14 protein-coding genes and 1 pseudogene are annotated in these 14177 nt (G+C 60.4%); 14 read left to right on the top strand and 1 reads right to left on the bottom strand.

Going from position 1 to position 14177, the window contains the following annotated elements:
* Positions 1-247: 247 nt before the first annotated feature.
* The 13 genes and pseudogenes from VKV28_16550 (at position 248) to VKV28_16490 (ending at position 13086) form a co-directional block, all read left to right on the top strand.
* On the top strand, positions 248-1864 hold the full coding sequence (locus tag VKV28_16550; GenBank protein ID HLH78412.1) for an FAD-dependent monooxygenase: 1617 nt from the start codon (positions 248-250) through the stop codon (positions 1862-1864).
* Between the two features lie 46 nt (positions 1865-1910).
* Positions 1911-2624 (top strand): class II aldolase/adducin family protein, encoded by a 714-nt coding sequence (locus tag VKV28_16545; protein HLH78411.1) that lies wholly within the window; start codon positions 1911-1913, stop codon positions 2622-2624.
* 39 nt (positions 2625-2663) lie between these two features.
* On the top strand, positions 2664-3524 hold the full coding sequence (locus VKV28_16540) for a hypothetical protein (GenBank protein HLH78410.1): 861 nt from the start codon (positions 2664-2666) through the stop codon (positions 3522-3524).
* Between the two features lie 368 nt (positions 3525-3892).
* Positions 3893-4531, top strand: coding sequence for a peroxiredoxin (locus VKV28_16535; GenBank protein HLH78409.1), 639 nt, complete (start codon positions 3893-3895; stop codon positions 4529-4531).
* A 683-nt stretch (positions 4532-5214) separates the two neighbouring features.
* Entirely contained in the window at positions 5215-6702 is a 1488-nt protein-coding gene (locus tag VKV28_16530) for a trehalose-6-phosphate synthase (protein ID HLH78408.1), read from the top strand.
* Positions 6686-7486 carry a trehalose-phosphatase gene (otsB, locus tag VKV28_16525; protein ID HLH78407.1) on the top strand — a complete coding sequence of 267 codons (801 nt, stop codon included), beginning with the start codon at positions 6686-6688 and terminating at the stop codon, positions 7484-7486. The genes VKV28_16530 and otsB overlap by 17 nt, the downstream gene beginning before the upstream one ends.
* Before the next feature lie 79 nt (positions 7487-7565).
* A complete protein-coding gene (rpoZ, locus tag VKV28_16520; protein HLH78406.1) occupies positions 7566-7760 on the top strand; it encodes a DNA-directed RNA polymerase subunit omega in 195 nt (64 codons plus the stop codon).
* 69 nt (positions 7761-7829) lie between these two features.
* The gene (locus VKV28_16515) at positions 7830-8900 is read left to right on the top strand and encodes an RNA polymerase factor sigma-32 (protein ID HLH78405.1); all 1071 of its coding nucleotides are present in this window, start codon (positions 7830-7832) and stop codon (positions 8898-8900) included.
* A gap of 99 nt (positions 8901-8999) precedes the next feature.
* Positions 9000-9737 carry a competence/damage-inducible protein A gene (locus VKV28_16510; protein ID HLH78404.1) on the top strand — a complete coding sequence of 246 codons (738 nt, stop codon included), beginning with the start codon at positions 9000-9002 and terminating at the stop codon, positions 9735-9737.
* A 40-nt stretch (positions 9738-9777) separates the two neighbouring features.
* Complete coding sequence (locus VKV28_16505; protein ID HLH78403.1) at positions 9778-10347, top strand: hypothetical protein; 570 nt, start codon at positions 9778-9780, stop codon at positions 10345-10347.
* 49 nt (positions 10348-10396) lie between these two features.
* A pseudogene (locus VKV28_16500) lies at positions 10397-10699 on the top strand (ArsC/Spx/MgsR family protein).
* A 152-nt stretch (positions 10700-10851) separates the two neighbouring features.
* Complete coding sequence (locus VKV28_16495) at positions 10852-11961, top strand: cobalamin-independent methionine synthase II family protein (GenBank protein ID HLH78402.1); 1110 nt, start codon at positions 10852-10854, stop codon at positions 11959-11961.
* 468 nt (positions 11962-12429) lie between these two features.
* Entirely contained in the window at positions 12430-13086 is a 657-nt protein-coding gene (locus VKV28_16490; protein ID HLH78401.1) for a YceI family protein, read from the top strand.
* A 9-nt stretch (positions 13087-13095) separates the two neighbouring features.
* On the opposite strand, the gene VKV28_16485 is transcribed toward VKV28_16490, so the two are convergent.
* Positions 13096-13329 (bottom strand): hypothetical protein, encoded by a 234-nt coding sequence (locus VKV28_16485; GenBank protein ID HLH78400.1) that lies wholly within the window; start codon positions 13327-13329, stop codon positions 13096-13098.
* Positions 13330-13600: 271 nt separating this feature from the next.
* Here VKV28_16485 and VKV28_16480 point away from each other — a divergent pair, with 271 nt between their 5' ends.
* Positions 13601-13942 carry a hypothetical protein gene (locus tag VKV28_16480; protein HLH78399.1) on the top strand — a complete coding sequence of 114 codons (342 nt, stop codon included), beginning with the start codon at positions 13601-13603 and terminating at the stop codon, positions 13940-13942.
* Positions 13943-14177 lie beyond the last annotated feature (235 nt).

Below are 14177 nucleotides of genomic sequence, written 5' to 3'. Positions count from 1 at the left end.
ATAATTTAAAATGCCGAGAAAACCGCCAGTCCTTAAAAAGAGCTTGCCGCCTTGGGGCTGTCAAGGAGGCTCTGCGCAACGCCTCCGAGCAGCGGTGTGGGATTGGCTAGGAGTTAATCGGCCCGTCTGCTCGCACTAAGCGGCTGGATCGACTGGCCTGAGTGTGCTTGTTTGAAGTTGCCGACCGAGCGGGCGACGAGGTTTTTTGTCGCTCCGGGTGAATTGTACGACAAGGGAAAATAGTGCGGTGCTACAGACCGAAGTCTTAATCGTTGGCGCGGGTCCGGTGGGCTTGACCCTGGCGCTGGACCTGGGACGGCGAGGCGTACGCTGCACGCTGATCGAGCGCAATCTTACTTCCATCCAATTGCCCAAGATGGAGCGCTGTAACGCGCGCACCATGGAAATCTACCGCCGGCTGGGAGTAGCCGAGCGAATTCGCGACGCCGGGTTGCCACGCCAAGCGCCGATGGACGTGTTCCTGGCCTTCTCGATGGCCGATCCTGAACCGCTGGTCCATCTACCCTATCCTTCGGTGGCTCAAGCCAAAGCTGAGATCGCAGCCCACAACGACGGTCGCCCGTTGGAACCTTACCAGCTTATCTCCCAATACACCCTGGAGCCGCTGCTACGCGAAATCGTCGAGGGGCTGCCCAGCATTACCGTCCGCTTCGGCTGCGAGCTGGTCGAATTCGAGCAGGATGAACAAGCCGTTACCGCCCATCTGCGTACCAGCGAGGGGAGCGCGGAGACTCTGCGCGCGGCCTACCTGGTGGGTTGCGACGGGGGTTCCAGCACGGTACGAAAGCAACTGGGCATCGCGCTTCACGGCCAGGGCAATATTCGCAAACTGCGCCAAGCTCTGTTTTATTGCCCCGAGCTGTACCAGCGAATACCCATGGGCCGCGGCCGTCATTACCACATCGCCGAGGCGCCTTACTTTCCCTTCATCATACTACAGGACAGCACCCGCCATTGGACCCTGCATGCGCCAGCGCAAAGCGACGGTGAGATGGTGGAGATCTTCACCCGCGCCTTAGGCATGAGCGTGGAGGTCAAGCTGCTGTCGGTCAATGAATGGACCCAACATCTCTTATGCGCCGACCGCTACGGCCAGGGGCGAACCTTTATCGCAGGTGATGCCGCTCATCTGGTCATTCCCACTGGCGGCTTGGGGATGAACACTGGCGTGGGTGACGCTACCGATCTGGCTTGGAAGCTGGCGGCCCGCTTAGCGGGTTGGGGTGGACCTCATTTGCTAGCCAGCTACGAGGCCGAGCGGCGCCCCATCGGGTTGCGCAATGTCAAGGTTTCGGGCGCCGCGATGGAGGGACGGCTGGGATGGCGCGCGGCCTGGACCCCCGAGCTTCGCCAGCCTGGCGCAAAAGGCGAGGCTCTGCGCGCGGAAATCGCGCGGCGGTTCGACCGCGAACAGCGCAAGGTTACCGAAATTCTCGGCATCGAGGCCGGCTACCGCTATGTTGAGTCGCCTGTCATCTGGCCCGAGGAGGGCGAGGGTCCCGACCCCGACAATTATCACTACGTCCCCACCACCTGGCCTGGTGCCCGCCTGCCTCATGTCTGGCTGGACGACCGCAGCGCGCTACATGATCGGCTGGGGTTGGGTTACAGTTTGTTGCGTTTGGGCCGAACCAGGTTGGAGGGCGCCGAGCTGGTGCGAGCGTTCAAAGCTTACAATGCTCCGTTGGAGGTGCACACTATTGCCGACGCGGCGGCGCGCCAGCTCTATGGGTGTGACCTGTTGCTGGTGCGACCCGATCTCCATGTAGTATGGCGTGGCAACCAGGAGCCGGAAGATCCGGCGCGACTGGCCGCTATCGCCACCGGCCATGGCGCGGTTTGAAGCAGGCGGCAGGCGCAAACAGCTTATTAAAAAAAGGGTGAAACCGATGGCCAGCCAGTTCGATCTCGACGCCGCTCCGGTGCGGGCCTTGCGCGAGAAAATCGCGCTGGGATGCCGTATACTGGCCCAGCAACAACTGGTCGATTACCTCGGCCATGTCAGCGCGCGCATCCCAGGGCGCGATTTGGTGCTGATCCGCGCGCGCGGCTTCGAGCAAGGCAATCAACTCCACATGACCTGGGAGCAAGTCAGCCTGGTCGATCTGGAGGGACGTCACCTGGAGGGCAAGTTTCAGCCGCCCGACGAAACCAAGCTGCACACCGAGATCTATAAGGTCCGGCCCGACGTCAGCGCAGTGGTGCATACCCATCAGCCCATTGCCACGGTCTTCGGCGACGTGGGCAAGCCGATTTTGCCTATGCAAGGCGTGATGGCCTCAGTGGTTAGTCAGGGCACTATTCCCGTCTACCCCTCCGCGCGCAAGGTGACTACCACGGCGCAAGGGTCGGAAGTGGCGCGCGTGCTGGGGGATAAAAAGATCGTCCATCTGCGCAACCACGGCATCACCATCGTGGGCGCTAGCGTAGAGGAAGTGGTCATCAACGCCATCTGGTTGGAGCATCAGGCGCGGATGACAATGTGGGGTTGGACGGTCGGTACTCCGCGTGGAATGAGTCCGGAGGATTTGGCCCTCCAAGCCTCCGACGCCTTCGGGATCGAGGGGCGTTGGCGCTATTACGCAAGCCTGCTTGACGAATAGCAAACCAACCGGGCTGGTCTAACGAAAACCGGAGCTGGCATGGTCCGCTCATACCCGAGGAGGCGTGCCTTAATCGCAACGCAGGTAGGGCAGTACACGCTGGCCGTGGCGCTGACCTTTGTGCTCAGCACCCAATTGGCTGCTGCCGCCAGCGGTAAGCTTAAGCTGATGCTGCCCAATGTCCAGGGAGTTCCGGTGCAGCCTGCCGCCGCTATCATGACACCCGCTGGCCAGCAGGTCGGCCAGGTCGTCGCGGGCGGGGAAGTTAGCCTGCCACCGGGCGAGTATGAGCTTGTGTTGCCGGTGATCGGAGGCAACATTGAACGGGGCGGATTGCAGATCGCAGCCGGGCGCACGCTGACGGTTAAAATCGACAACGTCGCCGCGCTCCATATCACCGCGCTGGACGTAAACGGCCACGAGCGCAATTTTCCCGTCACCGTGACCGACTCTCGTGCCCCGCATCATCAGCTGGCACAATTCAAGACTGGGGGAACCTGGTTGTTCGCACCCGGCAAGGTCGATGTCGCGGTCGCGGCTCCCCCTCAAGGCTATTTCTGGCCCGGGGTTACCCTGACCGCCGGAGGAGTGGCGCACATTGCGCTCAAGCAGCAGATTCCCGCCCAACTGCGTGTGCTTACCACCGTGGATAAACAGCCGATCGATGGAAAAACTCGGGTTGTAATTTTCCACCATGGGACTCAGCGGCAGGTTGCCACCGATGGCCCCTCCCCCAGCCACCAATTCACTCTGGATCCAGGCGATTACGACATCTACGTGGAGAATCTCTCCGGCTACGGCCGGCCCTATATTCTGGACCCAGGAATCCATCTATCTTCGGGAGCCAAGGTCGAGCATCAAGTCACATTGGATAAGGAGGCAAGCAGTCATGGCAACTGAACGTCGGCGCGAGATCAAACGGCGGCGCAAGCGGCGCGAAAAGCGTTTGCGGGCCAATCGGCGCGCCGCCCGAGCGCAAAAGCGCCGGCGTAGCTAAGGGCTACTCTTCCGGCACTCGGTGGGATGGCCGCGCGCGCGACGTTGGGGCCCTGCGATTTGACCCGCCCTTGGAGAAGCGGCTTTGCGCCATGGTCTGGAGGTCTGGATCGATCGTGCGGCTGGGTAAATTTTAATTCTTGACTTAATAAGCCAACTTAGTTAGGTTTTCAATAGTACGAACGAATCGGTCTCGGTGCTCGCATTTTTTGTTCATTGATCGGTTGGTTTAGCCGCCAATCGAGTTTAGATTTGCACGGGAGGATCAACCAATGGCTCTGCACTTAGGACAGACGGTGCCTGATTTCACCCAGCAATCGACTGAAGGTCCGATTCATTTTCACGACTGGATCGGAAATAACTGGGCGGTTTTGTTTTCCCATCCCAAGGACTTTACTCCGGTGTGCACCACGGAATTGGGTTCGGTGGCCAAGCTTAAGCCGGAATTTGACAAGCGCGGGGTAAAAGTAATCGCCCTGAGCGTAGACGACGTGGATTCGCATAAGCGCTGGATAGGGGATATCGAAGAAACCCAGCATGCGAAGCTGAACTATCCGATTTTGGCCGACGCCGACCATAAGGTGTCGAGTCTGTATGACATGATCCATCCCGAGGCCAACGCCGCGGTCACCGTGCGCACGGTCTTCGTGATCGATCCGCAAAAGAAGCTGCGGCTAAGTATCACCTACCCGCCCAGCACAGGGCGCAACTTCAGCGAGATTCTACGGGTAATCGATTCGCTGCAGCTGACCGATAAGTTTCAGGTCTCAACTCCGGTGGATTGGAAACAGGGCGATGACGTGGTGATTTCGCCTGCGATCCAGGATCCTGCGGAACTTAAGCAGAAGTTTCCCAAAGGCTACAAGGAGCTGCGCCCTTATTTGAGAATGACGCCGCCCCCGGGCAAGTAGGTCCGCCGGCGGGCACGAGAAGTTTAAATCACGGCTGGTCTTCGAGCTTAAGACCAGCCGCGGTTTTGAGAAGCTTATGAGCTGCGCCGTTTTTCCGCAGGGATTAAGCCGAAAGTAACCCGAACGTAACGCGCTCCTCTTTCCTGAGCCGGCGGTACCACCGGCATGATGCTGCTAGTTCAGTTTGGGCGAGATGAGTGCGCCGCCTGAAATGGGATGCACATAACAACGGGCTCCTATCCTGTCTCATCCATCGGATCGCCCAGTTGGTGAATCCACCAGTCGGATTACCCCAATTACTACATCTTTCATGATGGACGCAATTTGGTCGGCGCCCATTGCGCGCTCGGCCTCAAGCGCTGGATTAGGGCATTTTTGCCACGAGATTGCGCGGCAATCTTTGGAACCATCCGAGCTATGGGGGCACTGGTCGGCGCGGATTGCAATAAACGTGGCTCTGGCACGACCCGTGCTGGTGACCGATCGGTGAACGCGTCCATCTTTCGGTAATTTGCGTCGATGGTGGTTCGGCCCGTGACAACATCGAGATTTAAGCTAGCGTCAGCAAGTAATTCGTTGTCGGTCCACCGCTCACGGATTAGAATTAAGACACAGTTAGCGCTTCGCTCCAGCCGAATTCCGCACAATTCCAGCAGGCTGCGTCCGGGCCGTCAGGCGGTGTCATGATGGTTGCACAGATAGCCAATGGGTTTCCGGCGGGCATTCCTAGCGGCGGTGGCCAAAGCGGAGATTCGCGTTTAGTGGTGCTGTCCAATCGGGCTCCGGTGCGGGTTATCGCTGAGGACGGAATGCAGCGCATCGAGCCGACCGTGGGGGGGGTGGGTGCGACCTTCATGCGGCTGCTGGAGCGGCGTGGAGGCTTGTGGATCGCTTGGGCGGGCAGCAACAAGACACCCGCGCCGCTGATGCTGCCGGCGGACGATCCGCGCTTCACCATGATGTTTCCCGCCTTGGGCGAGCGCGAAATCAGCAACTACTACTACGGGATGTGCAACTGCGGACTATGGCCGCTGATGCATCTAATGACCCAGAACTGTCGCTTCCGGGCTAGTTACTGGGGCAGCTACCGTCATGTCAACAGCCTTTTTGCCCAACTCGCCAGCACCCAGTGCCGGCCTTCCGATCAGGTCTGGATTCAGGATTTTCACCTCGCTCTGGTCCCCGCGTTGCTGCGTCAGCGTCGCCCCGAGTTACCAATTGGTTTGTTCTGGCACGTACCCTTTCCGCCCGAGACTATTTTTCGCATTTTCCCCTGGCGGCGCGAGTTGTTGGAGGGGATGCTCGGGGCCGATTTGATTGGGTTTCACATCGACGCCTACGCCGACCATTTTCTGGACTGCTGCGAAACTATCGCCGGCCTGGAGGTCGATCGGCGCAAGCGCGAGATAAGCTACCAAGGGCGCCGGATTCAGGTGGGGGCATTCCCTCTGGGGGTTCCCGCCGACCATTTTGCCACCCTCGCCACCAGCCCTAAAGTCCAGGCCCGTGCGGCCCAGATTCGGGCCGGATTGGGCACCCCCTATATCATTCTGGGCGTCGATCGGCTGGATTATACCAAGGGTCTGCTGGAGCGCATGCGCGCTTTCGAGCGTTTTTTGGAAATCTGCCCCGAATATCGCCGCCGCGTAGCCTTTGTCCAGATAGCGGTGCCCTCGCGCACCCGAATGGACGAATATGTCGAGCTCAAGCGCCAACTCGATGAGGCTATTGGGCGCACGTTGGGACGCTTCTCCACTGAAGGCTGGGTGCCCATTCGCTATTATTACGATCAATTCGAGATCGAGGAACTGACCGCCTTTTACAGCGCCGCTGATATCGCGCTAGTCACACCTCTACGAGATGGGATGAATCTGGTGGCCAAGGAATATGTGGCGACCAGAGTCGCGGAGGACGGCATGCTGGTGCTCAGTGAATTTGCCGGCGCGGCCCAGGAGCTGCGCGAGGCCCTGGTGGTTAATCCCTACGACGCCGAGGCGATTGCGGCCGCTTTGCGCCAGGGCCTGGGGATGGAGCCACGCGAGCAGCGGACGCGCATGCGGGCGCTTAGAGCGCGCGTATCAGCCAACGATCTCGACAGTTGGGCGCAAGGTTTCCTAAAGCTGTTGGCAGCGGCGCGACCCGCGTCAGACCGCTATGCCGCCGCCAACTAGTCTGCCCCGCCCACTTCCACCAGGCCTGCTGTTTGAACGCGCCGCTGGGCGTCACCTCCTAATTTGTCTGGATTATGATGGTACTCTGTCCCAAATTACCCCTGCCCTCAATCAGGCCTATCCGGTCGCGGGTGCACGCGAGGTAATCGAACGCCTGGTCGCCCGACCCCGGTGGTGCCAGATCGCGATTGTGAGCGGTCGCGACATCGATGTAGTGCGCACGCTGCTAGGCGTCAGCTCAGGATTGTACTTCGCGGGCAGTCACGGTCTGGAACTGATGGGACCCGACGGCCGAAGCCGCTTAGCTCCCAATCTCGCTCACGCCATCCCGGCGCTCGCCGAGCTGCGAAGTTGGCTGGCCGACCATGTTCCGGCCGGTCGCGGATTTGTTATCGAGCAGAAAAAATGGTCGGTGGCTCTTCACTATCGTTTGGCGCCAGCTCCGCTGGCCGAAGCGCTATGCACGGATCTGCGGGCCAAGATTGCCAGCCTGTCGCCGCCTTTACGCTTAAGTGAGGGCAAGATGGTACTCGAAGCGTTGCCTGCGGGAGCCGATAAGGGACAGGCGGTCCGGGCACTGCTTGCGCAGGTGCCCGACCAACCGCTGCCGATTTACTGTGGTGATGACCTGACGGATGAAGCGCCGTTCGAGTTGCTGCGCGAGCAAGGCATAACCGTCCTGGTCGGCAGCCCACAAAGGCCGAGTTGGGCACAGTATCGGGTGGCCGATCCGGAGGAACTGGTGAGCCGGTTGCGGGAGCTAGCGCAAGCGTTGGACACCTAAAAATCCTTGCGATTCATTATGTTTTGGTTAGATGTTTTGATGATTGACTTGCGCTTCAGGCCGTTGGACAATTAATTTTATGGCGCGAATTACGGTGGAAGATTGTCTCCAATCCGTTCCCAACCGCTTCGAGCTGGTCCTGGTTGCCGCTCAGCGAGCTAAACAGTTGCTTAAGGGCGCGCGCCCGTTGGTCGAATCGGACAATAAGGAACTGGTCACCGCCCTGCGCGAAATCGCCGCGCAGAAGGTGTTAGCTGAAAAGCCCTCGCGTTAAACCCATGGTATATCGGCCCCGGGCCCCCAGCCCGAGGCGATGCGGGTGGTATTGTACAGGGGAATCTGCGTGCCGAAGAAAAGGCTCGCGCGGCGGGTCGATGCTGCCGCCAAGGGGCGGGCGAAAATACATTCCAAACCCGAGATTGAGCTGACCGGCCAGGCCCAGGTCCTCGATGAAGAGGAGCTCGGGCCCGACTACGCTCCCGAACTCACGGTCGCGCAACCCCACGATGACGTGCTGCTGGAGGACGAAGAGCCAGGAGCGGAACCGCCATCAGCCGGTGGCGAGCTGGTGGTGTATGACCCGCTCAGTCGCTACTTGGCCGAAATTCGTCGCTTTCCCCTCTTGAGCCGCGAAGAAGAGGCCGAAATTGCCCGCCGTTATAACGCCACCCACGACCCTCAGGACGCATTGCGCCTGGTTACCGCCAATCTGCGCCTAGTGGTTAAGATCGCGCACGAGTTCGTGCGCGCCTCGCGTCTGCTGCTCGATCTGATCCAAGAGGGCAACGTCGGCCTGATGGAGGCGGTCAAGAGCTTCGATCCGTACCGGGGGATTCGCTTCCCGTCTTACGCGGTGTGGTGGGTTCGCGCTTATATCATCCGATATCTGATGAACAATTGGCGGCTGGTCAAGATTGGGACTACCCAGGCCCAACGCAAGTTGTTCTTCAACCTACGCAAGGAGAGCGCACGCCTGGAGGCCGAAGGTTTTGTACCGCAACCTCGCTTGCTTGCCCAACGTATCGGGGTGAAGGAGGGCGAGGTGCGCGAGATGCAGGAGCGAATGGGGTCCAGTGAGATGTCGCTGGAGCAGCCTACCGGTAGTGACGAAGATACCCGTTTACTCGACGTCCTGCCCGATACGGCGCGCAATCCCGAGGAAGCCACCGCCCATGCTGAATGGCAGGAGTTTGCCCGCGATAAGGTGGCTCAGTTTGCTGCAACCCTGCGCGACAAAGAGTTGGAAATCTTCAACCTTCGCCTGCTTGCCGAGCAACCCCTGACCCTTCAGGAGATCGGCGCGCGCTTCGGCATCAGCCGGGAGCGGGTGCGTCAAATCGAAACCAGACTCAAACAGCGCTTGAAAGATTTTATCAAGACCCAGGCTGCCGACATCGAGCAGGCTGGAGTCTGACGCAAATCGGAACAGGACGCGAGTCGGGCGCGAGATCGACAAGATCTTGCCCAAGTGGCGGCACGATTGCGATAATGTGCGTCAAGGGGCGGTGGTCGGGTGACACAAGAACGGACTTGCGCATTAGTCGTAATTGGCAACGAGATCCTCTCGGGCAAGGTCCGTGACAGCAACGCCTATTTTGCTGCGCGCGAGTTGCGCGCCTTAGGTGCCAGCTTGAGTCGAATCGCGGTGGTGGCCGACGAAGTGGACGCCATCGCCCAGGAAGTTGCCGCCTGCGCTCGGCTCTTTGATGTGGTACTGACTTCGGGTGGCGTAGGTCCTACCCCTGACGACGTGACGATGGCGGGCGTAGCGCGGGCCTTTGGCCGTCGCCTGGAACGTCATCCGGAGCTGGAAGAGCGCATTCGCCGGCGTGCCCATGGATCGCCCCTGCCCGCCAGTCTCAGGATGGCCGAGGTGCCACAAGGCGCAATACTCAATGCCGGTGGCGAAATTGGCTTTCCCACCGTTCAGGTCGAGAATGTCTTTATTTTGCCGGGAGTACCGCAACTTTTTGAGGCCAAGCTGCGCGCACTGAGCCCGCGCTTGGCCGCCGCCCCCTATTTCTGTCGGACAATCTACCTCGCTGTGAGTGAAAGTCTGATCGCGCCTCACCTCGACGACTGCCTGCGGCGCTTTCCAGCCCTGATGTTGGGTTCGTATCCGACCATGGGCGACGATGCACCCTATCGGGTGAAACTGACGCTGGAATCCAAGGATCAGGCGATGATGGCGGCGGCCTTTGACTACCTGGTCGAGCTGCTGCCGGCCGCGGCGATAATCAGAACCGAGTGACCTTAGAGCAGTTGTTGTTATAGCGGTGGAGGATAGAACAATGGCAAGTGGCAAATGGCGGATGGGTGCGGTGGTGGCGCTCAGCCTAACGCTGGTGGCACCGTGGTGCCAGGCCCAAAGTAATGGAACTCCGACCGAGGCTAGCAGTGCGCAAGTACCTCAGCCGGCCAACGGCGGCGTAGATTGGAAAGGCGTGGGAATTGGCGCCGCCACCTTGCTGGCCAATGTAGGCTACATCCCGGCCAAGGCGGTCTATGCCATCCTGGGCGGTTTGGGGGGCGGAGCCGGTTATGCTCTCACCGGCGGCAACACCCAGACCGCTGATACGATTTGGCGCAGTGCCTTGGGCGGCGATTACGTTTTGACTCCCGCCATGATCAGCGGCCAAACCCCGATTCACTTCAGCGGCCCCACCATGACTCCGCCCGACCCCAATGCTGTCGCCGCGAGCCCCCCGGCATCCTCGGCCGGCGCCGCTCCTGCCGGTGTTGCGGCCACGCCGCCAGCCTCCCAGGCCCTCAACAGCGCCCCCAGTCCCTCGCTCAGCGGGCTGGGTTCCACCCATATCACCACCGTGCCGGGTGATGCCGGCGCGGGGCCAGTGCACTGAGATGAAAAACGGGCAATTCTTTTGGCGCTCGACTTGAACTACCTGTCGGCAAGCGCGCAAGTTTGTGCGCTCCGAGTTGGGAGTGGAGTTGGCCGAGCGCGATTACGCCAAGACCGCGCTGACTATCGACGAATTGCGTGCCTTGTTCGCCGGTCATGACCCGCGCCTATACCTCAATCCCAAAAGCCCGGCCTATAAGGCTGCCGGTTTGGCCGAACGCACGCTGACTCCCGAGCAGGCGCTCGAATTGATGGCGCGCGATCCGCAACTCATCAAGCGCCCGCTGACCCGCGTGGGCAAGCACCTAGTCGCGGGTTTCGATCGCGAAGGGCTACGAAAGGCGCTGACCTAGTGGGGTAGCCACCAACCGCCTTGCGCCAGACATGGGCCCCTCGATAAAGTCGGCCGGTGTATGCTCTCACGGCCGTGCCGCGAGAGTTATGCGGTTGGATTAAGTAGGTTCAGGTTCGTCGCTATCAGGCGGCGGCTGCGAGGAGTCTTCAGTTGGTCACCATATACCGCGCTGAGGTAATTGGTTCGTTGATTCGCCCCGCATATCTCAACCAGGCGCGCGCCGCGCTGCGCGCGGGCTCGATGACGGAGCAGGAGTTCAAGCAGCTCGAAGACCGCGCGGTTGATCAGGCGCTTGCATTGCAGGAGGCCGCGGGGGTTGACGTCGTAACCGATGGCGAGATGAGGCGCGCGGTTTTCTACGCCCTCGGCTCAGGTGCGGCCCAGCCCGATCCCAAGGCGGCCCAACGCACTCTGCATTGGCGGCGTCAAGTCAATGGCATACGCCAGGAGCAGGAAACGATCTCGTGGGTGACGCCGATTACCAGCAAGCTAGTTTTCAACGGCTCGCGCGCAGTCGAGGAATTTAGCTACGCGCGCGCGCGCACTTCCAAGCCGCTCAAGATTGCCATTCCGGCGCCCACCGCGTTTTTGACGCGCTGGTCGCCCGAGCACTCGGCGGCCGTCTATCCCGATCCGGTCGAGTTGCTAGCGGACGCTACCGTGATGTTGCGCGAAGAAGTGCGTGCGTTGGCCGCCGTAGGTTGCAACTACGTTCAGATTGACGCTCCCGAATTGTGCGCACTTAACGACGAATGGCGCAGCAACTACGCCCTGGAACAGCATCCCAAGATGCGGGACTGGATGCGCAAGGAAGGGGTCGAGGCGCTCGACGCGTTGGCCACCGTCCCCGGCGTGACCTTTGGCTTGCACATGTGCCGTAGCAATCACAAGGGTTTCTGGATGAGCGAAGCGCCCTGGGAAAAGTTGGCCCGGGAGATTTTTCCGCGCACTCGCAACTACGACCTCTTTCTGCTGGAGTACGATGACTGGCGTGCCGGCTCCTTCGAGCCGCTACGCGAAATTGCGCCCGACAAGGTCGCGGTCCTGGGTTTACTATCTACCAAACGAGCGGCGCTGGAACCGAGCTCCGAAGTGATTGCTCGCATCGAACAGGCCGCGCGCTATTTTCCGCTTGAGCGGCTGGCTCTTTCCACTCAATGTGGTTTTTCGCCCGCAGCCGACGGTAGCGTTATGACTCAGGACGAAGAGTTGGCCAAACTCCGTCTGGTCGCCGAGATCGCTCGTCAAGTCTGGCGCTAACGCCTGAAATCAATCAAAGCCGGATCTTTTTCGAAAATGTCCGCGGTCCCAGCCGGCTCCCTGCCAACCGGGCCTCACTCCCTTGGATTAGATGACGACTCGCTCGACTCGTCATGATTGTCGAAGGAGTAAGCTTTTCGTTGACGGCGCCGCGTGCCCGCGGCTCACTGAAAATAAGTCTCCATGAATGAACTGGCGCTCACGCAGAGCTTGTGGTTGCGGCGCTCCGGGAGTTGGGCAGGGCTCGACTCTTGCCCGTGTGCCGGTACACCGCCCATGCCATGAGGGCGCCAGGCACAGACAAAATGCCCTTGTTGGTCGGACGGTTGCAGACCTGAAAGCGAACCTTTCCATTGCGGCGATCGAAGACGATCAGGCCCCCTTGCGCGACGCGCGGCGAATTCGCGATGTAGGCGCGCTATATCGAGATGCGTTCGATGTCGAGCAGGCCGGGTTTTCAAGCCAGCCGTGAGATACCGGATAGTTCCCGAGCGCTCGCGCCTGTGGGCGTGGGCACGCTCCAGCTTGCATCTGATCGAGGTCGAAACCGGCGCGATCCACGGCGTGATCGATGCTCAGATGACCAAGGAGGGTTTGGATCTGAGCTTCCCCACGCGCAGCGAAATCGAGGTGCCCAGCCAAGCCTTGAAAACCGGCAACTTCCTTTACGACCGCGAACTGGCGCGCCAGCTCGAAGTGACCCGCTATCCCACCGTGCGTGGAGTGCTGACGAGGGTGAGCGGCCTGGGCGGGTTACGTTATCAGGTCCGCGCGCGGTTGTTTCTGCACGGAGTTGAGCGCGAGTTGGAGGCGGCGGCCACGCTGTCCCAAGCACACGACCAAAGCTTGCTGCTGGAGGGCGAGCAAACCATCGACATGCGTGATTTTGCGCTCAACCCGCCGCGGTTCCTGATGCTGAAGGTCTATCCCCAAGTGCGGGTGAGAATGCGAATATGGCGCGTCCCGAGGGCTGAAGTTGTTTTGACCCCACATCGCGCTCACGGTGCCGAGGGGCGGTTCGAAACCACCACTATCGCCATCGCCGAATGGGTTGGCACACCGCTTGGCAATAGAGGCAAGTTTCCGTCAGTCGGCGGCGCGGCGCCGCCGACTGGCCCAGCGTAGCGTCTCGCTTCAGTCGCGATCCCAGTCATGTCCGCCCCAGCCATGTCCGCCCCAACCCCAGCCTGGTCCACCCCAACCCGGTCTACCCCAACCCCAACCCGGTCGTCCCCATCCGCCATAGTGGTAGGCGTACGGGGCCGGGCCCGGATAGTACCCGGGGCCGGCAAAACAACCGCTCAGCCCGATAATCGTTCCGCTCAAGAGCAGTGCCAATGCAATTCTAGTTATTCGCGATTTTTTCATTGCCTTGCCTCCGCGGTGCCCTTGCCAGCAAGAGCTGCGCACGGTCGGGGATTCCAGCGGCCGGGTTTCTACCTTTGTCACACCCTTTCAGACGTCGGTGGTTGGCGAACTGTTTACCCCTTCGACAATCTGCTCGGGTCCGTCAAGCTCCCGAAATTGTCGCGGAATTACGCGGAAAAAAGGCGTCTTGAAAGTTTGATACTTCGATCAAATTTATGCTAAGCAGATCAATCTCGGGTCAATTCTGTTCCCTTGGGGGTGAACAGGAGCGATGTCATTGCAGAAGCTTGCGCGATTGCTGCTGGGTCTAAGCTTGGTCAGCGTGCCGCTCGTTGCCAACGGCTGGAACCAAGCTGACGCCGTACTCACGCCCATCTCGGTGGCGGTAGCCACGGCCAGCAATTGTGCCTGGGGTAGCGATTTCGACCGCGGTCGGCCGCAAACCGAGTTGGCTTCAATGCCGGTTCAGCCGTTACCTGCGGACGCCACCCTGGACCATCGCGTCGTGAACAGGCCACGCGCGGAGGCCGAGTTATACCGCAATCCCGCCGACCTGCCGCGACTGGCACGCAAAATCGCGCCGCCCGGATCCGCCGACCTTCCGTTCTGTTAGTTTCGCCGCGCCCTTCTTCGAGCGGACTTTTACGCCATTTTTGGGGGACATACTTTCCTTTCGGGGGATTGAAAATGAGTAACCGATTCACGTTTATTTTTATTCTGGGGCTAGCCTCCCTGGGTCTGGTTAGCGCCGCGCAGGCGGATCCGTATGGCACCGTACCGGTGGGGACGGTCATCACCAAGGCCAACTGCCAGAAGTACCTGGACCATTTCGACGTCGGTTGGCAGCA

It is taken from the genome of Candidatus Binataceae bacterium, assembly GCA_035294265.1.
Classification (GTDB): Bacteria; Desulfobacterota; Binatia; order Binatales; family Binataceae; genus DATGLK01.
This window is presented reverse-complemented; position numbering and strand designations above follow the sequence as displayed.